The 21519-nt window shown below is 45.3% G+C and carries 18 protein-coding genes and 1 pseudogene; 6 read left to right on the top strand and 13 right to left on the bottom strand.

The window, feature by feature from the left end; genetic code table 11:
• Positions 1-38 precede the first annotated feature (38 nt).
• Positions 39-2309: a helix-turn-helix domain-containing protein gene (locus GSF01_RS12785; RefSeq protein WP_159884525.1), complete on the bottom strand. Its 2271-nt coding sequence runs from the start codon at positions 2307-2309 to the stop codon at positions 39-41.
• A gap of 206 nt (positions 2310-2515) precedes the next feature.
• Here GSF01_RS12785 and GSF01_RS12780 point away from each other — a divergent pair, with 206 nt between their 5' ends.
• The 4 genes from GSF01_RS12780 to GSF01_RS12765 all read left to right on the top strand — a co-directional run bounded on the left by GSF01_RS12780 (position 2516) and on the right by GSF01_RS12765 (position 5155).
• A complete protein-coding gene (locus GSF01_RS12780) occupies positions 2516-3016 on the top strand; it encodes an SRPBCC family protein (protein ID WP_159884524.1) in 501 nt (166 codons plus the stop codon).
• Between the two features lie 62 nt (positions 3017-3078).
• Positions 3079-3663 (top strand): dihydrofolate reductase family protein, encoded by a 585-nt coding sequence (locus tag GSF01_RS12775; protein WP_159884523.1) that lies wholly within the window; start codon positions 3079-3081, stop codon positions 3661-3663.
• 175 nt (positions 3664-3838) lie between these two features.
• Positions 3839-4435 (top strand): TetR/AcrR family transcriptional regulator, encoded by a 597-nt coding sequence (locus tag GSF01_RS12770; protein ID WP_159884746.1) that lies wholly within the window; start codon positions 3839-3841, stop codon positions 4433-4435.
• Positions 4436-4450: 15 nt separating this feature from the next.
• On the top strand, positions 4451-5155 hold the full coding sequence (locus tag GSF01_RS12765; RefSeq protein WP_159884522.1) for an alpha/beta fold hydrolase: 705 nt from the start codon (positions 4451-4453) through the stop codon (positions 5153-5155).
• Positions 5156-5236: 81 nt separating this feature from the next.
• Here the strand turns inward: GSF01_RS12765 and GSF01_RS12760 are convergent, their stop codons facing one another.
• The 8 genes from GSF01_RS12760 to GSF01_RS12725 all read right to left on the bottom strand — a co-directional run bounded on the left by GSF01_RS12760 (position 5237) and on the right by GSF01_RS12725 (position 14850).
• Positions 5237-5623: an alpha/beta fold hydrolase gene (locus GSF01_RS12760; protein ID WP_159884521.1), complete on the bottom strand. Its 387-nt coding sequence runs from the start codon at positions 5621-5623 to the stop codon at positions 5237-5239.
• Between the two features lie 365 nt (positions 5624-5988).
• Entirely contained in the window at positions 5989-6132 is a 144-nt protein-coding gene (locus GSF01_RS12755) for an ArsR/SmtB family transcription factor (protein ID WP_328803674.1), read from the bottom strand.
• 205 nt (positions 6133-6337) lie between these two features.
• Positions 6338-8308, bottom strand: coding sequence for a methyl-accepting chemotaxis protein (locus GSF01_RS12750; RefSeq protein ID WP_159884520.1), 1971 nt, complete (start codon positions 8306-8308; stop codon positions 6338-6340).
• Between the two features lie 35 nt (positions 8309-8343).
• Entirely contained in the window at positions 8344-9819 is a 1476-nt protein-coding gene (locus GSF01_RS12745; protein WP_159884518.1) for a serine hydrolase domain-containing protein, read from the bottom strand.
• Between the two features lie 18 nt (positions 9820-9837).
• A complete protein-coding gene (locus GSF01_RS12740) occupies positions 9838-10809 on the bottom strand; it encodes an ABC transporter permease (RefSeq protein WP_159884516.1) in 972 nt (323 codons plus the stop codon).
• 20 nt (positions 10810-10829) lie between these two features.
• Entirely contained in the window at positions 10830-12341 is a 1512-nt protein-coding gene (locus GSF01_RS12735) for a sugar ABC transporter ATP-binding protein (RefSeq protein ID WP_235941431.1), read from the bottom strand.
• Between the two features lie 110 nt (positions 12342-12451).
• The gene (locus tag GSF01_RS12730) at positions 12452-13414 is read right to left on the bottom strand and encodes a sugar ABC transporter substrate-binding protein (RefSeq protein WP_159884514.1); all 963 of its coding nucleotides are present in this window, start codon (positions 13412-13414) and stop codon (positions 12452-12454) included.
• 161 nt (positions 13415-13575) lie between these two features.
• Positions 13576-14850 carry an ABC transporter substrate-binding protein gene (locus GSF01_RS12725; protein ID WP_159884512.1) on the bottom strand — a complete coding sequence of 425 codons (1275 nt, stop codon included), beginning with the start codon at positions 14848-14850 and terminating at the stop codon, positions 13576-13578.
• 90 nt (positions 14851-14940) lie between these two features.
• Between GSF01_RS12725 and GSF01_RS12720 the strand changes: the two genes are divergently transcribed.
• Together GSF01_RS12720 and GSF01_RS12715 are read left to right on the top strand one after the other, a co-directional pair.
• The gene (locus GSF01_RS12720) at positions 14941-16767 is read left to right on the top strand and encodes a cache domain-containing sensor histidine kinase (RefSeq protein WP_159884510.1); all 1827 of its coding nucleotides are present in this window, start codon (positions 14941-14943) and stop codon (positions 16765-16767) included.
• Positions 16745-18268 carry a response regulator transcription factor gene (locus GSF01_RS12715; RefSeq protein WP_159884508.1) on the top strand — a complete coding sequence of 508 codons (1524 nt, stop codon included), beginning with the start codon at positions 16745-16747 and terminating at the stop codon, positions 18266-18268. The genes GSF01_RS12720 and GSF01_RS12715 overlap by 23 nt, the downstream gene beginning before the upstream one ends.
• A gap of 162 nt (positions 18269-18430) precedes the next feature.
• Here GSF01_RS12715 and GSF01_RS12710 read toward each other — a convergent pair whose 3' ends face one another.
• From GSF01_RS12710 to GSF01_RS29320, 4 genes and pseudogenes are all read right to left on the bottom strand, one after another.
• Positions 18431-19909, bottom strand: a complete 1479-nt coding sequence (locus GSF01_RS12710; RefSeq protein ID WP_159884506.1) for a methyl-accepting chemotaxis protein — start codon at positions 19907-19909, stop codon at positions 18431-18433.
• 501 nt (positions 19910-20410) lie between these two features.
• Positions 20411-20608 (bottom strand): annotated as a pseudogene (locus GSF01_RS12705) (pirin family protein); the annotation flags it as partial.
• Positions 20609-20976: 368 nt separating this feature from the next.
• Positions 20977-21105, bottom strand: a complete 129-nt coding sequence (locus GSF01_RS30355) for a hypothetical protein (protein WP_407945761.1) — start codon at positions 21103-21105, stop codon at positions 20977-20979.
• A gap of 23 nt (positions 21106-21128) precedes the next feature.
• Complete coding sequence (locus GSF01_RS29320) at positions 21129-21347, bottom strand: DoxX family protein (RefSeq protein ID WP_201305379.1); 219 nt, start codon at positions 21345-21347, stop codon at positions 21129-21131.
• Positions 21348-21519 lie beyond the last annotated feature (172 nt).

Genomic DNA, 21519 nt, shown 5'->3' with positions numbered 1-21519 from the left:
CTCTCGCTCATAAATAACGATGATTTACACTGGAACGCTTACGATGTCTGAGACTTAACCGTCCTGTAGCTGCTCGGAGTCATGCCTTCGAATTTACGGAAAAAGCGGTTGAAGCTTTTCACATTATAGTATCCAGCCTCGAGCGCAATCTGGGAAATGGTCAGCTTGGAATCCACAAGCAGTTGCTTCGCCTTCTCGATTCGCAGCTGATTCAGATAATCGATCAGGCTCATGCCTGTCATCTCATACACGATCTTACGCATGTACGAGTAGCTGATGCCAATTTCCTTAGCCATCTCCTCAAACACAATATCCTCTCGATAATGTTCATGTAAATATGCGATGACAGGTTTGCTATACTTATTGGTAACGTCCGAGGTACGCGCCATATACTGCACAATTTCTGCGTAAAACTTGTTCAGGTATTCCTCAAGCTCGTCTAACGTATCGAATGAAGCAAGGGCAGCGTAAATATTGCCCCTTCCCGCAAAAATTCGCGCCGTACTGACGTTATTCTCTCTAAGATGCTTAATGGTGACGCCCGCTAATTGATGGTAGATAAATAAGATATTATCGTAAGAGATGTAGTCCGCGGAACGGATTTCTCCACCGATCGTCTCCAATTCCCTAACGATGCAGTCGAGATCGCCGTGATCCAGGAAGTTGAGAATACGCCGTTCGCTATTGACGGGATAAACATATTTCTTATCGCTCCTGTCTTTCTCCTTCCAATAGGTGATGCCGCCGCTTCCCGCGATCATGCGATGCTTGATCACCTCCATCGCTTCGGCCACACGATCCGAGACCATGTCGCTCGAGTCCGCCGGACTGCTTACGCCGATGGTCACGGTGTGGGCTAGCAGCTCGGCCGCTTTATCCCGAAGCTCGCTGAGCGCGGAATGAACCCCCCTGCAATCGTTTTCATTTTCCGCCAGGCCATAGTTGATCACGAATACGAAACAGTCTTCGCCTTGGTAGACGCCGCGCGCATTCACCCCTTCCGGGAACAAGACGTCGCAAGCGGAGATGATCAGGTACCGGTGGTAGCTGCGTGTCTCCGGATTATGCGTGCTTACATACCTCCTGTATCCGTCGATGGAGACGACAGCCACGAGGAAGTACGGGGACGGAAACATATCGGCAGCCTGCGGTGGCGATTCGCCTCGCAGCAGATTATGTATCGCGAGACTACGGGCATCTTGTTCGCGGGCATTCAGCAGCCTATGGAGCACTTCCTCTTCTTCCTGCATGCGCCGGAACGCCGCATCGAGAAACGCGAGCTCATTCTTGCCCTTAATCTCCAAATTACCGCGCCTGCGAAGCGTCCGGACCAGCTCCCTAGCCGGCTTGGACAGCCATGTCGCTAGAAACACCGCCAGAACAGTCCCAGCCAAAATAATGACGGCGGTAAGAAAGATGATCTTTCGCTGCAAGGTATGTGTTTTGGTCATCAGTTCATCGACCGAGTAAATGTTCACGTTGATCCACCCGAATTGCTTCGACCTGGACCACGTATACAGCAAGCGTTCGCCCTCCAGCCCGTGGAATGCATATCCCTCCGACGAGTCATGATCCATAATCTCACGAATATACGGCACCTCGCCGCCGTTCTTGAGCAGCAAGCTCTTGTCATTATGGGAGATAACGGTTCCATGCGCATCCATGAGCAAATAGGCTTTCTCGTCCGCTTCTGCAGAGTGCACATAATGTTCGATCTGACTTTCCCGCAAATTGACAACGATCGTGCCTCGCGTCGTAGTGGAGAGTCGGTTGAGAGGAAACACATACGATACGACATGAATCCCCGAATCAAGCTTACGCGGATACCAGACGCCGGTGATTCCCCCTCGATTCGCCAGTGCCTCCTGCATCCAATCCAAGGACTCGTACCCGTCCAGCCTTGTGATGCCCTTGTCGGTGGACACCACATAATCCGAATCGCTGAGGTAGAAGAAAGAGGAATAGACGCCGTCACTCGATTTATTTAAATTCAACAGGTCCTGGTGCACGGCCAACGCATCACTGATGTTATCGAAATTCGAATTGAGCTCGGTAAAGGTTTTGTACGGACGGATTCGATCGAAGATGTGGGTATCGGCATGACGTATCGTGTTCTCGGACATGACGTTCAGCGCATGTTCGTTCAGATTGCGGCTTGCCTTCAAACCGGCGAGTGAGGATTCCGCAATGGCGTGCTCCGAATCCCGCAAGATTTGATCGCCGCTATACCAGGTTAAGATCCCCGTCGGAACAGCCATGACGCTGAACAGGATTAATGCCAGTTGAAGCATCATCGGAAATCGCTTCATATAGACCTCCCTTCCATCTATTAGCTTAGCATAAATTTCAAATAAAATCATAAATCCACCGGCTTTGGTTTTGTTTGACAGGCAGTATTCCTTCATATTCAATTATCATTTATTGTATGACTGATCCCTTTAAAACCTGGATGCTGTGTTGAATGCAGAAATGGAAAAACTGAAAAATCAAACATAAAAAAGGAGAGATCTTTCCGATGTATGCAAGTGCCGGCAAGCAAGACATTGTCATTACGCGCGAGTTTGATTATCCGGTGGAACTAGTTTGGAAGGCTTGGACGGATCCGGCGCTGGTTATGAAATGGTGGGGACCGACGCACTATACCTCGCCTCGATGCGAGATCGATTTTCGCGAAGGCGGGAAGTACGTGTTCTGCATGCGCGCACCGGATACGCACGGCGGCCTGGAATCGTATTCGGCGGGCATCTATACGAAGATCGTGCCGATGGAGCGGCTGGAATTCACTTCCTACTTATCCGACCGAGACGGAAACGCCATCGATCCAGCTCAAGCGGGCGTCCCGTCGGATTTTCCGCGACATATCGAGTTCGTTATCGAATTCATAGCCAAAGGCGAACGAACCGATCTTAAGATCACGGAGTTCGGATGGACAGTCGGAGAAATGCTGAAATACGCCATCATGGGTATGAACCAGTCATTAGATAAGCTTGCTGCAAATTTGATTGAATTCAAATAAATAAATCCGAGGTCCCCCGACGTAAGTCATCAACATACCAATAAGAATCGAGGAGAAAATACATGGGTAAAATTATTGCATCGGTTAGTTGTACCTTGGATGGAATCTACACAGGTCCGCACGGTGATGAGAATAACATGGTGAGCTGGGCAATGCCCGGAATTATTGACTCCACCACCGACAATTTGATTATGTTCCAGAAAGCGGATGCCATCTTGATGGGGCGGGTTAATTACGAAGGTCTCGCAAGCTATTGGCCATTCCAGGAGGGAGAGTTTGCCGAGGCCATGAACAAACCCCCCAAGTATGTGGCCTCGCGCAATCCTGAGGTAACGGAAGTGCAATGGGGGGACTTCGGCGACACCATTTCACTCCTAGCCGATGACCTACACGAAAGCATAGTTGCGCTTAAGAGCGACATTGAAGGCACGATTATCGTTCCGGGAAGTGCCGGTCTTGTGCAAAGTCTACTGAATGCAGGACTCGTGGATGAAATTAATATGATTATCCACCCTGTCGTTCTCGGGAACGGTAAGAGATACCTGGATAGCATTTCTGCAAGGAACGATTTGAAGCTCATAGGTACACAACTTTATGAAACGAGCGGGTCCATGAGACTGCGTTATGAGGTTGTGACCGTTAAGTGACCATTATTTAAGGCCGGTGGCCACGATATTCTATCCTACTAAAGTCAAGCTGGAATCTGGCTGTACCACCGACAGTTTATTATTGACTAATCATTCAACCAATAATAAAATAAATAAAAGAAGATGAATTTGGAACCGCTGATTATAATGACAAGCTGGAGGCTTGATAGTAAAAATGCCACGAACACCTGAAGAGAACGACCGTATTCGTCAGCTTTCCAAGAAAAAAATTTGCGACGCCGCCATCGAGCTATTTATTAAGCAAGGGTATTATGCGACTTCCATTAACGATATAGCGGAACGAGCGGGTGTTTCCAAAGGGCTGCTTTACAATTATTACCGCGGAAAGGAAGAGTTACTCGGGGAGTTGGTCGACGCCCGAATCAAGGAAGTAACCGACGTCATGGAAGGCGCGGCTTCTGGGGCTTCCCCCGGCAAACAGCTTGAACATATTGTGAATGGGGCGATCGATAATATCCGGCAAAGACCAGATGTTCACCGATTCTATTTGCACCTCCAAACGCAACCAGAGGCAGACGAAGAGCTCATCAAGTACAGCAACCGCCTCGTTGAAGAGAACGCGAAGCTATTTGAACTGCAATGCGAGTTGTTTGAAAAGCTGGGAGTGAAGGACCCGCGGCAGCGGTCATTATACTTTTCATCCGCACTTCAAGGCATCATGTTGATGATAGCTACCTACCCTCAGCAGTTCCCGACCGATACATTAAGAAAGCAGATTATTGAGGAATTTTGTCATCAATCCTACATGTAAAGGAGGAAGACGGAGATGGAAACAAAGGTACATCAAATTGCATTAAATGGGCTCAGTTTCCAATATCGTGAAAGCGGAGAGTCTTCTGCACCGCCGATTATTGCCCTTCATGCCATTGGAACAGGTGCGAAATCATGGGACTCAGTGGCTTCCGAACTTGGGAAATCTTATCGTTTCTTGGCTTTGGATCAACGAGGCCACGGAGGAAGTGCGAGAACAGGGACCTACACGTTTGAACTAATGTGCGACGATGTGCTTCATTTTGCCGATGCCATGAATTTGGAGCGGTTTACTCTGCTCGGTCATTCCATGGGGGGAACTGTATCTTATTTATTCGCGGAAACTTATCCGTCCCGAGTAGAAAGACTGATTGTCGAAGACACTCCTCCGCCCTTTCCGGATAAAAAGCTCGAAGCACCCTCCAAGCCCTCCGATCCTCTACCGTTCGATTGGCCGGTTGTGCCTTCGATTTTACAGCAGCTTAATGAACCCGATCCCGTATGGTGGTCACGATTGACAGACATCATCGCGCCGACTCTTATTATTGGCGGCGGAGCCAGCCATATTCCTCAAAACAAACTGCATGAAGTTTCCGAGCTTATTCCAAATTGCGAATTGGTGACGATCGAAGATGCGGGACATTTTGTGCACGATGACAACTTGCCGGCATTTTTAGCTGCTGTACAAAGTTTTCTTCCTTTCATAAAGGGGCATAAGTAAGCCGTTCGTTAATCGCGGCAGGCGGCTGAATCTGGAAGATCCGTCATACTCACATTCTCCTTGTGCACTATGTCCCTACCGTTAGAAATCGACGACCGCCTTCGCTAGCGCTTCCGGTGCCATTATAACTGCAGAATGATCTTGACCTTCCAGCGTATGAATCGCTGTATGAGGAAGAAGATCAACAAGTGTGCGTGCTGCGTCATGGAAAAGCGGCTCGCTGTTTTCCCCTGTCACGATCAACGTAGGGGCGTTCACTGCCCATCTGTTGGTTGGCAACGGCCTCCCTGACTGCGTACTGCCCATAATGAGGCCATCATACGCAAGCGTGTGCGCCAACGTCTTCATCCTATTCCAGGAGGGATCAGCCTTCATATAGCCGATAAATTCTTCAGGAATGCCGAGAGCCTCGGATGCGAAATATTCGACGGCTTCAGATCTTTTACCGGCTTCGGTCAGTGAATTCAATTGTTGTACGTAGTCCGCAGGCACAGGCTAGCGACTGTCATGGATAATGAACGGCGGTTCATACAGACAGAGCTTCGTAACTCGATCCCCAGTAAATTTGCCGTCTCAAGTGCCAACACGGCGCCGGACGAGCTTCCGAACAAGCTGGCTTGTCCGCCGTCAACCTCAATCAGTGCCCCGATATCTTCCACTTCTCTCCCAACGCTGTATGGTGCTGTATCCGTACTGTGTCCTCGTCCACGACGATCATAACCACAAAATGCTGAAAGAATCAAACCATTCATCCAGTTCCTGAAAAGGTCCGGCTTAGAGGCTATATATACGCTGTTGTGCCTTGCTGCGGGATCGCACGAGTCCGGCTTCGCTCAAAATGTGCAAATGACGAGACACATCGGCTGGCTGATACCCAGTGCTTTGACGATTTCCCCCACCAATCGCGGCCCCTTTTTTAGTAGTTCAACAATATTAAATCGATTCGGCTCGGCGAGTGTGAGCAACGTTAATTGCATGGCTGTTGTGTTCAAGCATTTAATATATATAAATGTATATACATGTAAATATATATAATGAATTTGAACCGATCTATAATGCTGGAACTACTCTTGCTGCCAAGCTAACCCGGCTGATGTTAAGCTAACAATCACAAAAAAAGCGCCCCTGATTTACAGGGGAACGCTCATCGGCTCATTTTCTTTATGTTTTGTAATCTCGTCCCTACACCTTAAACCTTCCCACGACCGCCTCGAGTTCATTCGTCAGTTTCTTCAATTGCATGGATAACGAATTCACTTCTTCTAATTGAGACGCTTGCTCCTCAGTTGCTGCTACAGCATCCTCAGAGGAGTCCGTATTCTCTTGAGCAATTCTAAGCAGCTTATTCATCGTTTCTTTAACTTGTTGAACATTATCGTCTATGGTGTACACCGTATTAGAAACTTTATCGAATTGAAGAGCTATTTGGCTGACCCCATCTTGGATCGCATGAAACTTGTCAATCGTTTGCTTGGAGACCTGTAATCCTGACTCCACACTCTTCGTTGACCCGCTCATGGCTTTCACCGAAAGTGCAGAATCATTACGAACCGCATGAATCTTCTCAAAGATTTCATCGGCGGAAATTTTTGTTTGATCAGCAAGCTTCTTAACCTCGTCTGCTACTATGGCAAACCCAAGGCCATGCTCCCCCGCTCTCGCCGCTTCAATGGAAGCATTCAATGCGAGCAATGTCGTTTGTTTAGTAATTCCTCCGATAACTTGAACAAGCTTATCAATCTGTTGCGAACGTTCATGTACCGATTGGACAATTTCATTCGAATCGGTAATGTTCTGATGGATATCCTCCATTTGATGCATAGTTTCATACACAGCATGCTGGCCTTCTGCAGCTAATTGTGTCGCTGTTACAGCAAGCTCGTTCACATGGGAGAAGCTATCTCGAATTCCCTTCATCCCCATATTAATTTGATCGACAGCTTCAGCAGCTTGCTGAATGACGGAGGCTTGTAGAACAGCCCCAGAGGATATTTGCTGGATAGCCGAAGCAATCTGTTCGGATGCCATCCTGCATTCGGACGTAGAGATCGTCATATGATTTGAAGCATCGGCAACCTGCAAGGTATTTTCATTTGCTTGTCTGATTACTAACCGTAAATTCTCTTTCATCTGTTGGAAAGACAAGGCTACGTCCCCAATTTCATCTTGATTGCTTATGTTAATATCTTGGGTAAGATCTCCTTGACTAACTAGATTAGCATTTGTTTGTATATCTAAGATCGGTCTAGTGATTGATCTAGTGAACAACACGGCAAAAATAGATCCAAACATAAAAGAGACCAGCACCGTGATGAATGTTTTGGTGAAAATCGGCTTTGAACTAGCTTCAATTTCATCCAGATACGCAACTGCGACATACTTCCATCCGGTTACGGTTTGTGTTTTAGCATGAATACGAACTTTCCCTTTCTCAGTCATGTATTCAAACTTATCCGCGTTGCCGTTATCAATTATGTCGAATAATGGATCATCAGGGATGCTTCCAGCTTCGAGTACCGGATGGTTAATGATCACTTTTCCGTTGTCCATGAGGAAAACATATCCCTTTTGGCCTATTTTAATTCTCCGTGTCATTTCATTAATAGAAGCGATCTTAAACTCAATGCCTAGAACGGAGGAGTGGTCTGATGCAGCCTTGGCCACCGTAATAGAAGTTACACCCTTTGAGAGAGAAGACGGTTTGGATATTGCAATTCGATTGGTATCCTTAAGGGCGTTCTGGTACCAACTCTGAGCATACAACGGATTCTTTTCATTAACATTGTTTTTCGTCAATAGATGTACCTGCATGACATCCATGCTCATACTGACGTATTGATCGACCTTAGCGCTGAAACCGGGGTCATCCATTCCTTGAGGGAGAGTGTCTGACATGCGAAGAAGCGATTCCAGATCTTGCATCTTCGTTAACAGAACATCCGTAATAAACGAATCTAATAATTCGCCATTACTCTCCACCGTAAATGAAATTTGTTCTTCCATTTCATCCTTTGCGCTAAAATAAGATAATATACCGGTTACGAGTGAAGGAGTAATCAGGATGAGCAGAAACGCCAATATCAATTTGGTTCTCAGATACAATCTGATCCCTTTGAATCTAGGTAGTAAGCGGAAATTTCCCTTTTCCATCATGTTCTCTCCTCCACCCCTTCATGTTCGACATCTTACTATTCTTGTTTCGTATTACCGATCCAAGTATCCCGGTCACTGAACTTAGATCCACTCAGCGTCGGGATGATACCCATGTCAGACAAAATCGGGGATTTCCAAACATTGCGGGTAGACGTAATCTGAACACTATCACTAACAAAGTGACAGGTGATCCGATCCGAAAGCGGATATTGAGTCATGAACAAGGTAATGTCTAGTACGTTTCTTTTTCTCCATGTTCCGCATGCCGCATAGTTAAAGGAAAAACCGTTCAGTTCGCCTTCCCCATATGAAAAGCATCCTAAGCCTGCACGCAATTCGAAGCTTCCTTTATCGCCGATTAAAGATAGGGAGATTTCCTGTTCATCTTCCGAGAAGACAGCTTGAGTGAACTGGTTAGCATTAGGCGCGATGCTATATGCAGCTGAATGACTTCTCCATTGGAATGGAGTTCTATGAACCCCCTGATCTGACACATAAGAGAGAGCATTTAACCGGGTAGACAAATCCGTATACCGTGCTGACTCGGGTAGAAGCTGACGATCTGTCATGCCCGGAAGAAGGTGCTTCCACACCAACGCTAGTACATCCTGCATTTCCATTAGACCCGCTGTAATCGCGATAACGGCATTTTGTTTGGGCATTACGATGCAGAACTGACCAAAAGCACCGTCGCCGCGATAGCTGTCATGTCGGCAACGCCAGAATTGATAGCCGTAGCCCTGTGACCAATCACTATGTTCATCATCACCATTAGAAACCTGCTTGCTAGTTGCAGCTTGAACCCAGCCCTCGGGAAGAATCCGTACCCCCTCCCAAACCCCATTCTGAAGGTATAACTGTCCAAACTTGGCGATGTCCTCTGTCCTCATGCTCATTCCAAAACCGCCGACATGAACCCCTTGCGGACAAGAAATTGTAGGAACGTCTTGAATGCCAAGCGGATCGAACAGTCTAGGGCGCAAAAAATCAAGCAGCTTTTGTCCGCTTACCCTCTCCAAGATAGCGGAAAGCATATAGGTGGCCCCGGTATTATACAGGAAATGGGTGCCTGGTTCATGTTTAATCGGCATTTCAAGAAACACTTTCGCCCAGTTGCTGTGATCCTCCCACATGACAAACGTTGTATCTTGATCGTGACCCGTAGACATGGAAAGTAAATGCCTGATCTTCATGTCCTTCATATTGGACTCGATTTCCTCGGTGACAAGTTCGGGGAAAAAGGAGATCACCTGGTCGTCCAAAGATAGTAACCCTTCATATTCGGCTATGCCAACGGCAGTAGAAGTAAAACTCTTACTTAAGGAATTCAGGAGATGAGGGCTCTCTGCCTCATATGGTTTCCACCAGCCTTCAGTCACTACATGACCATTGCGCACGATCATGATACTATGAAGCTCGAATTCTTCCTCATCCACTGCATCAAGAAAAGCCACTATCGAGTCGGAGCTCATTCCCTGTTGTTCGGGAACGCTACGAGGAAGTTTCTTCATTGGTTATCCCCCTCTGCATTATGCTGTTCCGGCAGCTTCAATCGTTTTGCTTGCTTTTTTCTTCTTGCTTGTCCGTTCAAGACCATCCAAACCGATTGCAACTAGGAGCACAATCCCTTTGATAATACTCTGGTAGTAATCGCCAACATTGAGCAGGATAAGTCCATTGCTGAGAACTCCGATTATCAATACTCCTGTCAGTACCCCCGAGATTCTTCCTACGCCGCCCATAATACTAACTCCGCCCAAGACGGCTGCCGTCAGTACATCAAACTCAAAGCCTGCGCCAATATTCGGCTGACCCGAATTCATTCTTGACAGCATAACAACCCCTGCGACACCTGTAAAAAATCCGCAAATAGAGAATATAGCTAACTTTATTTTGTTAGTATTAATCCCTGACAATCGGGCTGCTTCTTCGTTTCCGCCAAGAGCGTAGACATAACGACCAAAGTAGGTTTTATTAAGGATCCAGCTTCCTAACAGCGTCACAACGATAAGAATAATAACCGGAACCGGAATAATTCCGAGATACCCTTGCCCGATAACCGAAAAAGATTTAGGAAACCCAAAAATCGATAAGCCTCCGCTCACCATTTTGCTAGCCCCAGCAAGAATGGTCATCGTAGCTAGCGTGATCATAAGTGGATGGATCTTCATTCGTACCGTTAAAATACCGTTGAGCAGCCCAACCAAAGTGGACGTGATCAGTATAAGAACAATGGTTAGAACAGGATGGAGCCCCGCCTTCACCATCATCCAAGCGCCCAATATATTCACGACCGATATTTGAGAGCCTACGGACAGATCAATCCCCCCCGCAATTAATACGAAAGAGATTCCAACCGCCACTATGCCAATCATAGACACCTGCCGCAATACATTCATCAGATTGGACGTTGTTAGAAAGGCCTCCGTGGTAAGCGAGAAAAATACAACGAGTAAAGCGAGAACAAAATAAATCCCATATTTTTTTAGAAAGATAAGCATACTAAAAAGCTCCTCTACGATCAGTTTGCTGATGCAAGTTCCATAATAGCTTGTTGGGAAAAGTTATCCCTGTTCACTTCCCCTGTCTTTCTGCCTTCACACAGAACAATCACCCGGTCAGACATGCCTAGCAATTCTTCCATATCGGAGGAAATCATAATAACGGCAACACCTTGCTCTGCAAGGCTGCTCATGAGCTTATAGATTTCTTGCTTGGCTCCTACATCGATTCCCCGTGTCGGCTCATCGAAAATTAATATCTTACAGTTTTTCGCCAGCCATTTGGCTAGGACGATTTTCTGTTGGTTTCCGCCGGATAAATTATTGACAAGTTGAGAGATGGTTGGTGTTTTTATGAGAAGACTGCTCTTATAATCCTCGGCAAGCTGGATTTCCTTTTTCGAGTCAACCAGCTGCCACTTCGACAATCCCTTCAAGTTTGGCAGGGCAATGTTATCCTTAACCGTACTCCTTAAAATAACGCCTTGCCTTTTTCTATCCTCGGGAATTAATCCGATCCCGTAGTTAATTGCATCGAGCGGCCTTCTAATCTTGACTTCTCGGCCTTCCAGCTTAATCTTGCCCGATTCCGGGCGCTCTGCCCCAAATATGGCTCGCATGAGCTCTGTACGCCCAGCGCCGACAAGTCCGGAAAAGCCTAATATCTCTCCTTTTTGTAAAGAGAACGATATATTCTGGAAGCCATTACCGCTAAGTGATTCGACTTCCAAAATCGTTTCCTTGGGAGCGGTATTTCTTTCGGGATAGCTCTCTTTCAGAGCCCTTCCAACCATTAAATTGACCAATTCCTGCCGATTTGTATCTTTGGTGTCTTTCGTCGCGATATAGGTTCCGTCTCTCATGATCGTAATACGGTCTGATATTTCAAAAAGCTCATCCATACGATGAGATATATAAATGATCGTAACACCATCGTCCTTCAGCTTACGCACGATATCAAACATTGACTTCACTTCGCTAATCGAAAGAGGAGCAGAAGGTTCGTCCATGATTAAAACCTTTGCCTTTTTGGAAACAGACTTTGCGATTTCAACAATCTGTTGTTGAGCGGAGGATAAGTCGCCGACCAGCGTTTTCGGATTGAGATTGACGTTCATTTGTTGAAATAATTGTTCCGTTTTTTGATACATCGCTTTTTTATTCACGGTAATGCCATTACCTATCAATTCATCTAGGAAGATATTCTCCGCAGCCGAAAGCGTAGGAACAAGATTGAACTCTTGGTAAATAACTTGAATCCCTAGCTCTTTAGCCAAACGCGGATTCATCTGGTTGTATTCCGAGCCTCCAAATTGGATATAGCCTTCATCCGGAGTATAAGCGCCTGAAAGTATTTTAATTAATGTAGATTTTCCAGCTCCGTTTTCTCCGAGAAGAGCATGCACCTCGCCTTTACGAAATTCAATGGATAATCCGTCTAAGGCAAGAACGCCGGGGAATCGCTTCGTAATGTTATTCAATGTCAGTAGACTGGCTTCTTGTGGCACCAACACCCTCACTCCTACTTTCAAGTATTGTTTCTCCGGCTTCCGTTATCGCAGCTGTTCACCCATGAATAGCTTCTCTAGGTTAGTAGGAAGGCAGGGGCATGACCCCCTGCCCTAGCTGGTTAAATATGAGCTTAATAATTTTTCACATTCGTAGAGTCAACCAAGGTCAATGAGGCGTACTGAATTCTTTCCACCTGCTCACCTTTAGCCAGCTTGATAGCCGCTTCAACGGTCATATCAGGGATTCTCATAATTCCCATATCGAGAGTAGCCCGTAAAATCCCGTTAGCCTTTATTTTTTGAATCGCTTCAGGAGTGGCGTCACTGCCATTAATGTAGAAATCGTCACTTGCTTTGCCAGCAGCATTCACGGCTTCAAACGCTCCTAAGGCAACAGCATCACTATTTGTAGCGATCACTTTAATATTCGGGTAAGCCTGAATCATGTTCTCGGCGACCTGCTGCGCTTCAGCAACCGTAGTCGCTTCCTGTTTTGCCACTAATTTGGCATTCGGTGCGTCGGCCTTTAAAGACTCTTGCAATGTTTTGGCACGTACGGCTACGTTATTCGTCTGGGTCGTCACAATTAATCCAACTTCAGCAGTACCCCCGAGCCGCTCATTTATCCATTTCGCCGCATCTTTACCGAGGGCCATACCAATCCCGGCTTGGTCGGCTAGGATGTTCACGTCCGTATTAGTCAAATCTCCGCCGAACGAAATAACTTTTACTCCCGCATCACGCGCCGCTTTTAGAGAAGGCTCTATGCCTCGATCATCAACAGGTGCTACGATCAAAACATTAACTTTCGACGCCACGAAGTTTTCAATCGTATTGATTTGCTTATTCATGTCCATATCGCCGGATGAGACTTGTAGAGTAATATTTTCCTTGGCAAGCCCCTCTTTGATCATGTCGGCCATTTGAATAAAGAACGGGTTCGTGTTGTCCGGAACAGCGAAGCCGACCTTGATTTTTGAGCCTCCAGAATTGCTAGCGCCGCTAGGTTCAGAGCTCTTCTCCTGACCACACGCCGTCATGAGAACAAGCAGCATAGACAGCATCAGAAACATAAACACTCTCTTTTTATGCATACAAAAAAACCTCCCTTTGATGGTACGCCTTCAGATTCAACAACGGCTCAGAATCCTTGAAAGCTTTATACTCAGCATAAGGGAGGTTTGACTAAAATGAAATGGATGCATTATAGGCGACCACATGTATATATTGTACAGGGAAATTTTGGGGCGAATTGTTATAGTCTTCTTCCTTGTTCGAATAACATATCTAAAGCTTGCAACACATCTTCCGGAGTCTTCTCTTCGGCTAGCATATCAATAAGTAGCGAGGGGAAGTCTCCCGTCCATAACGTTGTATCTGTTAATTCCGACAAACCGAACTGTGTTAATCCATCATGAATATAAGGGCCAACCTCTGTTAATATCGGGTCAAGGTCTGTTTCAATACTCGACCAAGCAGGAACCATCCTCCTCAACATGTAATATTGACCCAGGGTCTCTGCTTGAGTAAGAAATGATACAAACTCTTTAGCCTGCGTTAAGTGCTGCGTCTGATTCAGTATGAATAGTTCATATGGAAAGCTGTAGGTGACCACCCGATTCTCCCCGTTAGGAAAAGGAAAGATACCGATCTCAGCTTCCGGATTGTTCCGCTTAAGCTGGGGGATGATGAAATCGGACTGAAATATCATGCCGACTTTGCCAGACGCCAGTAATGACAACGACTCGGAATAAGTACCGGAGAATAAATTTTTATTCACATAGCCCTTGTCCTTTAATTCAAGCTGCTTGTACAGAAGTTCTCTGAACGGCTCTAGTCCACTAAAAGTAAGCTCACCCGCATGCAGCTGATCTATTATTTCCGGCTTGTCCTTCAGGTTGCTTGAAAAGCCCATTAAAGAAAATTGGATCAACGGCCATTTATCTCCGCCAGATTCGTATATCGGAGTAACTCCAATACTCTTGATTCTCTCACATGCTTCAATGAATGCTTCCCAGGTTTCGGGGATGTCGGTTATGTCGGCTTTACGGAAAACATCCTTATTATAGAAGACTCCGTTTACAAAAATTCCGGACATGGGGATTCCGTATGTTTTTCCCCTTAGATTCCCATACAGCTTTCTAACTTCAGGGTTAATATAGGTTACGTACGGTTCGTTGGAAAGATCGACAAAATTCTTCTGTGGCTGCAGTTGTTCGATGTACGATTTAGTAGGAATATATAACAATAAATCCGGATAATCCTGTGTCGCAATTTTTGCAGTAACAATTTCTTCAAATCGTTGTCCTCCCGGTACTACTTGAACCTGAATGTGATTTCCGGATTTCTTCTGATACTCATGGAACAGTTGCTGATACACTCCATCAGCCATCCAATCGATATTCGTCAAAATAGTTAAGGTAACTTTCTCCTCCTGCGCATTAACCTGGTCCGTTTCCGAATCGTTATGTTGTAGGCAGCTAGTAGTCACTAGAACTAATCCAACTAAGACAATGCTTAATCGCCACATTTTCTTATTGCTCCGCTCTTTAGAGTAGTATTTATATTTTCCTATATGACAACATTATACGCTATAATGGATGGAATGAGGTGACTACCTGTGAGAAGAGTTGGTATTCAAACTAGAATATTTATGGCTCAAGCTCTTGTTATTACTTTTATTATATCTACATTAAGCATTCTGTACTATCAAAGAACCTCATCTATACTCGTCGAAAATTCACAAGAGCAAACACGACAAATCGTGCTTCGAATACATACTATGCTAGAGCAGAAGATCAAGGATATGGATGAAATTGCCACCCAAATTGCGTACAGCCGAGATATTAGAGAACAGTTTAACCAGTTAAATCAGATCGACCTTGAACCGCATACCTATGCTCACGTTAGAAAAAACCTGGAGGATCGTTTGGCCGAAATCAACGCACCTGCATTTTCGGCCAAACAGATCAATTTATTTAATACACATGGTACCTTAGTAAGCTATTTGAACACCTCGGACTTTATGGAATTAACCAGGAGTAACAACCAATCTTATCAATGGATTAATCGTGTCTTAAATCGATCCGGGGGCAAGTTTATTATCCGTCCGCGCTTAGATGAATGGAGCTCGAATCCTGAATTCGTTTTTTCGGTCGCCAGGAGTGTCATGATTTCAAACTCAGGGGCGCCGGTCATCGTTGAAGTTCAAAAAAGCTATGCCGAATTAGCCGATTCCATGTCATCCATATTTCCTGACTCGCTAGGTCAGGTCTATATTTATAATCAGGATAACAAACTGGTTTACCCCCTAGAAGAAAAGCCTACAGACATGGATATCATCCATTCATTTAAAGGAGATCGAAAGTCTGATACGGTTGTAAGTGAACGCTCAGGAGACTTTGTAATCAGTCAGTTAAGCTCAGAATATCTAGAACTTACCATCGTAGTCCGTCAACCCATTCATGTCGTATTACAGGGCATACAGGAATTGAGGCTCACAACCATCCTAGTCGCTCTTTCTTCAACCCTGCTGGCTTTATTGGGCTCCTACTTGCTAGGCGCCAATATCATTTATCCCTTAAAGCAGCTTCAAAAGCTCATCCTTCGCCTTGATATGGAGAGTGCTCCTCCCTTAAAAAGGGCGAATCTCAAGCCTAACACCCCGATAGAAATAGTAAGATTGCATCAAGCATTCGAGGATATGCAGGACAGATTGAATACGACTTTGAATGAAATTGTCGATGCTCACAACCGAGAGAATCTAGCGCAGTTGCAGGCTCTTCAAGCTCAAATGAACCCACATTTCTTGTACAATACCTTATACTCTTTATCCACCTATGCCGAAGAGCTTGGTCACCATCAATTTGCAGAAATGTGCTATAACTTAATCTCTATGATGCGATATATTAGTTTGCCGGTAGACAAAACCGTTGATTTGAAGGACGAAATCGCTCATACGCAAGCCTACCTGTCGCTCATGAAGCTTCGATATGAGGATCGATTATGGTATACAATTGAGTTCGATGAGTCGCTAAGCGACATTCAGGTTCCCAAATTTATTCTTCAGCCTTTCGTTGAAAATGCATTCCAGCATGGTTTTTTGAATTCAACTCCTCCTTATACGATTAACATTCAAGTTCAACAAGTCGATTCTTCGGGAGGCTGGTCCTTATTGGTAAGTGATAATGGGAGCGGCTTTAAGCCGGAGCAGCTGGATCGGATATTAAGTTGGCTGAGCAGTATGGAAGAGGATACGAGACAAAAGCGGAGTGACCTCTCCAGACAAGGGATCGGAGGAATGGGGCTCTTAAATACCTTTATGCGCTGCCGTCATTATTGGAAGGAGCATGTTTCGTATTCGGTTGTCACCTCTAATCAAGGCACTACGATCAACATGAGATTTAATGAAGAGAGGGATGTCCATGTTTCGTTTGATCATCGTTGAGGATGAATCTCGCTTACGTCGCCACCTGAAAGAGAAGATCATTACAATTGACCCTGACTTTAAAATAGTTGGCGAATATGAGAACGGCAAAGACGCGCTGTTGGAAATTGATCTTGTTCAGCCGCATGTGGTCATTACGGATCTGGTCATGCCGTGTATGAATGGACTCGAGCTTATTAAAGAAATACGCGAACGATATCCAGAAATGATCTGCGCCATATTATCCGGGCATCAAGACTTCGAATACGCACGGGAAGCAATCAAACTTCAAGTAAACGATTATTTGCTAAAGCCACTATCCATAGACCAAATGACGAAATTCTTTGCTTCATTAAAGGACAAGCTACAGCAAAATCGTTCGATGATGGAAGTCGAGCTTTTCCGTATTTGGGCTTTCAACTCCCCTTATGAGCGAGAGCCTGAAGAGCGTAATTCGGCCTTAGCATTAGATTATTTTTTTCATGCCAAGCACATCCTGTTGTTTGCACAGAGCATATCCGACATGAAGCTGAGTTGGATTGAAGATGCGAAACAGCAACTAAGAGACGAGTATCTCAAGCCAGGGGAGAAGATACTCGGTACTCCATCTCCTTTTTCCAATGAATATGTCTTCTTCTTAAATCTTTATGATTGCGATGCACCCCGGATGAAGCAGCTGCTCAGCATCATGGAACAGACTGCGAATTCCTCTCCCTATACTTTCGTTGCAGCTGCCATCGTGAGCCCGGAGTTAGAGTTGTACAGCAAGCTTCAGAGGGCACGAAAGACTGCGCAATTCATAGAAAAAATGGAGCTGCCGGCTTCAATGTGTCTGGATCAGGACGAGATGACAACCCCACCTTCTTATTCATTGCCGCATGAAGTGATAAGCAAACTAACGGAAGGGATAACTACTGGGAACAAAGAAGTTTTTTACAATCAAATTTCGCTCTTCCTGCAGGGTAAAGAAGTACGAAACGCAACCCGTAAACAGTGGAGCAAAATCGTATCTAAATTATTTGATTCCTTGATTGCCCCCCCTGAGCGCTCATTGCTCGCTCAAACGATACAGGATGATCACATTGAGGACGCATTACGCCAAGTCAGCAACTATAATGAAGCGATTGATTTAGTTAAACAATTCAGTAATGAGCTGTTCTTCGAAGAAAATAAAGACCATATTACCGATTGGGTAGACATGGTTGAACATTATATTTGTCTTCATTATCGGGAAAACCTCACGATTGCTGAATTAGCGGAACGTTTTGAGTTAAATCCAGCATATTTGAGCCGAGTTTTCAAGAAAAAGAAAGCCATCTCCCCCTTAGATCTCTTACTCAAATTGAAGATCGATGAAGCCAAGAGGATGATCGAAACTAATCCTCGCTCCCTATTTAAAGACGTGGCTATTCAGCTTGGATACGAAGACGCCTTTCACTTTAGCAAATTATTTAAAAAATGGACCGGCTTCACTCCAACCGAGTACAAAAATATGGCGATTAAAAATTATATGAACCCATAGTTCATTGGACGATATCCGTATCGGTCTGGGACCCGTATGAACCTATCTTCATGATCAGCCAGTTCTGTGTCGGGTTACCAGACATCTTCATACACAGTCTTACTGTATATGACGAAGAGCTCTAGCCATCTGGCTAGAGCTTTTTAAATCAAGCCATCATCGTTAAGAAGAAACACTCACTAATTGATTAAGAGCTTGTTCATTTTCTCGGATACGCTGCAGCATGTTTTCATTTTGATCCAACAGCGTTGACACCGTAGCTGACAATTGTTCCAGCGCCGCGGAGGTTTGCTCACTCACTGAGGCCATATGCTCCGAAGCCTCGCCAATGCTTTCCGCTGAACCCTTAATTTCCTGAATAGAGCCATCCGTCATGTTAGCCTGCTCACTTAACGCCTTTATAGCAGCGTTGATTTCAGCAAAAACCTTTCTAGTTTCCAAAGCTGTCTGTCTACAGGCTGTCATTTGCTCAGCCATCGTTTGGATACTAGCTTGCGTGCTGTTTGAATAGGCATGAATCGAACTTAAATTCGATAAAATGTGTTCGGCTGCCTGAGCGGATAAGTCCGCCAGCTTGCGAATTTCAGCCGCAACCACAGCAAAACCTCTTCCGCTTTCACCAGCTCTAGCAGCCTCGATACTGGCATTTAACGATAAAAGATTAGTTTGAGCAGCAATCTCTTGAATGGTTTCAATCAACTGTGAAGAACCTTTAACCTGCTCTGTCAGCTGGCCCACCTCTTCTTTTACCGTGGATACCCTCGCATCGAATGCAAGAATCACATTCGAGAGCGTCTCAACCTCTCCATCACCTCGGATTGACAACTGATGTGCAGCTTCCGCTTGCTGCTTCTGATCATTGATGGACTGAAACATACTTTCAAGTTGATGGATTGTCGAAGTCACTGAATCGGAAACCTGCAGGGTTAGCTCGGCTTGTGACGATGCACCACCCGCGATTTCGGTGAACGCACGATTCATCTCCCCAAAAGAGGATGCATTATCACTGCTTCCTTTCGCAATGACGCTCATGTTTTCAGAGATCACTTTAACATGGGACCGCAGTTTGGCTTCATGCGCCTCTACCTGCTGCAGCAGCGCTTGAGTCTTCTTCTGATTCTCTAAGATGTTAGCCATGATGGCCGAAGTAATCCGATCGAACGCTAAGAGAATCACGCAAATGATGATGTAATAAAACAAGATGCCAATGTTACTGTCTTTACTGAGCCCCAGTGAGTCCCCGTTGTAATATATATTAAAAATAAGTGTAAACGCACCGACCCCGGCACCGGTCCAGAGCACCTTCTTGTTCATATATACCAAAGCTACCGTCAAGATAAAAAAACCTTGAAATATGTTCGATATGCTTGAGATGATTAAAGCCGTACAGGTAAACGCCACACCAATGCCGATCACCGCTGCATAAGGAATGATCCTTTGCCATCTCTTCAAATAGTACAAAATGGCAACAATACCCAATGCCGTCCCATTTAGTAAGCCCAATACTACTTTTGTGCCTAAAGGCCGATTGATTGTGAAATACATCAACATGGCTATGGCTACCGTTACTGTCAGGGCTATGAGGATCAGCCTATTCTTCCTGCGCAAATCTTGATCTAATATGGCGGTGTCTGGGTGCATAAGGCGGCCTCCAATTGATGAAATAATATCTTCCCTCTCGTATTTCGACAAAATTTAACAAAGGCCTGCATGAAAATTCGCTTAAAAAAAATAATATATTGCCCTTTAAACAGGCAAAAACCCACTCAGTTGAGTGGGTTTTTAAGTATGGAGGCGGGGGGAAGTGACTAAAGCCTATTAGTTTTGATATTTCTATTCCATTACTGTTATATGCTTTAAAGGAACCAGAGTCGATCACACCATCAGACGAATTTCCATCACCTACATTTTCCACTTGCATGAAAACCTTAATGTAGTCTGTATCATCCTTAAGTCGATCTTCACCATGTCTTTCTTTTACGATTCCAGGATCCGTTAGTGTGATCATTACCTTCGAGGAACCGGTCTCATAATAAAATGGTTCACCGAAATTTTGCTCGAATATTTTTTGTTTATCACTTTGTTTGTTGCTTTGCTCACTGCTTGATGCAGGAATTTTCCCCTAGATTATGCTCACTATGCCATACTATCGCCATGAGTCAATTCCTCATCCACAACATGGAAAATGATCTCCATGTCCCGATGAGGATGGGTATCAAACCCGGTTTGCGGTGCAGCTAAATCATCATTAATAACTCGTAAAACGCCGAATCGAATATTTTCAGGATGTGCATCACATGCCTTAATAAACACGTCCTGCACCGTCAATTGATACGCCAGTTTAACAACAGCGGTTAATATAGACCGTAGAGCTTCTCCATTCGCTATTTCACCTTTTCTAGGCTGTGACCTATTGCGATCTTGGTCTCAATGTTTCTAACGGAGCCTGTTGGCTAAATCCCATCTCAGCATTCCTGTAATGATCATATCAAGTCCCCATTGACGCTTCCACACCAACTCGCGATCCCCCCCCCAAGCCGATACAGAAGTGATCCGTATAAGCGGGACGACCTCATGATCGGCCATCATGAATTTCCCTAGTCGTTCTACCTTTATCCCCCTTTCTTTGCAAGTCATCTGATCATTGGAAACGGACGAATACCAAGGCACATAAGAGAGCGTCACGGAGCATTATGCATAGTGATCGATCAACCGGTTAAGGACTCGGGTCCGAAGCGGCCCCACGTTATGAATACTGCCAGTGCGAGATAGAGTAGATTCAGCAGTACTACTTTAACTTCACCGTAGCGGAGGTGGGTGATGATCGCGCAGATCATCAATACTATCCAGCAGACAGCCGTCACCGGAACAAGGATTGGCGAGATGTCAACGACGGGCCAATCGCAGCTAAAATTTGAAGAACGCCAAGCATTTTGACGAAACTGACGCTAGCGTCTCCGACCCATCTCGCGTTAGGCAACTGAGCCAGTTTCTCCTTGGGAATAAACGTCTTGGTAATGCCACCGAGCAACGCTACTGCGGCAAGCAGTCCGGCCGCGATCCACAATGCCAGGTTCATTTTCCTCTCCCCTTTACGTTTTGCACATATAACGATGTATAGCTTTGATTCGTGACAACGGAAACGAGCGAAATGCGAGTCTTTGAATGAGTCCGTTTAATCAGCCGTCTTTCGTGCCAGTTTGTTGAGTAAACTCTACCCGTTACAAGCCCCTCTACACTAAAGAGTACAC

This window comes from Paenibacillus puerhi, assembly GCF_009846885.1.
Classification (GTDB): domain Bacteria; phylum Bacillota; class Bacilli; order Paenibacillales; family NBRC-103111; genus Paenibacillus_G; species Paenibacillus_G puerhi.
The sequence above is the reverse complement of the archived record's forward strand: the minus strand, read 5'-3'. Positions and strand labels throughout refer to the sequence as shown.

Excerpts from the sequence above, each read along its gene's own strand:
- GSF01_RS12785 (WP_159884525.1), bottom strand. The coding sequence starts at position 2,309 with ATGAAGCGATTTCCGATGATGCTTCAACTGGCATTAATCCTGTTCAGC.
- GSF01_RS12780 (WP_159884524.1), top strand. The coding sequence starts at position 2,516 with ATGTATGCAAGTGCCGGCAAGCAAGACATTGTCATTACGCGCGAGTTT.
- GSF01_RS12775 (WP_159884523.1), top strand. The coding sequence starts at position 3,079 with ATGGGTAAAATTATTGCATCGGTTAGTTGTACCTTGGATGGAATCTAC.
- GSF01_RS12770 (WP_159884746.1), top strand. The coding sequence starts at position 3,839 with ATGCCACGAACACCTGAAGAGAACGACCGTATTCGTCAGCTTTCCAAG.
- GSF01_RS12765 (WP_159884522.1), top strand. The coding sequence starts at position 4,451 with ATGGAAACAAAGGTACATCAAATTGCATTAAATGGGCTCAGTTTCCAA.
- GSF01_RS12755 (WP_328803674.1), bottom strand. The coding sequence starts at position 6,132 with ATGCAATTAACGTTGCTCACACTCGCCGAGCCGAATCGATTTAATATT.
- GSF01_RS12750 (WP_159884520.1), bottom strand. The coding sequence starts at position 8,308 with ATGATGGAAAAGGGAAATTTCCGCTTACTACCTAGATTCAAAGGGATC.
- GSF01_RS12745 (WP_159884518.1), bottom strand. The coding sequence starts at position 9,819 with ATGAAGAAACTTCCTCGTAGCGTTCCCGAACAACAGGGAATGAGCTCC.
- GSF01_RS12740 (WP_159884516.1), bottom strand. The coding sequence starts at position 10,809 with ATGCTTATCTTTCTAAAAAAATATGGGATTTATTTTGTTCTCGCTTTA.
- GSF01_RS12730 (WP_159884514.1), bottom strand. The coding sequence starts at position 13,414 with ATGCATAAAAAGAGAGTGTTTATGTTTCTGATGCTGTCTATGCTGCTT.
- GSF01_RS12725 (WP_159884512.1), bottom strand. The coding sequence starts at position 14,850 with ATGTGGCGATTAAGCATTGTCTTAGTTGGATTAGTTCTAGTGACTACT.
- GSF01_RS12715 (WP_159884508.1), top strand. The coding sequence starts at position 16,745 with ATGTTTCGTTTGATCATCGTTGAGGATGAATCTCGCTTACGTCGCCAC.
- GSF01_RS12710 (WP_159884506.1), bottom strand. The coding sequence starts at position 19,909 with ATGCACCCAGACACCGCCATATTAGATCAAGATTTGCGCAGGAAGAAT.
- GSF01_RS30355 (WP_407945761.1), bottom strand. The coding sequence starts at position 21,105 with ATGATCTGCGCGATCATCACCCACCTCCGCTACGGTGAAGTTAAAGTA.
- GSF01_RS29320 (WP_201305379.1), bottom strand. The coding sequence starts at position 21,347 with ATGAACCTGGCATTGTGGATCGCGGCCGGACTGCTTGCCGCAGTAGCG.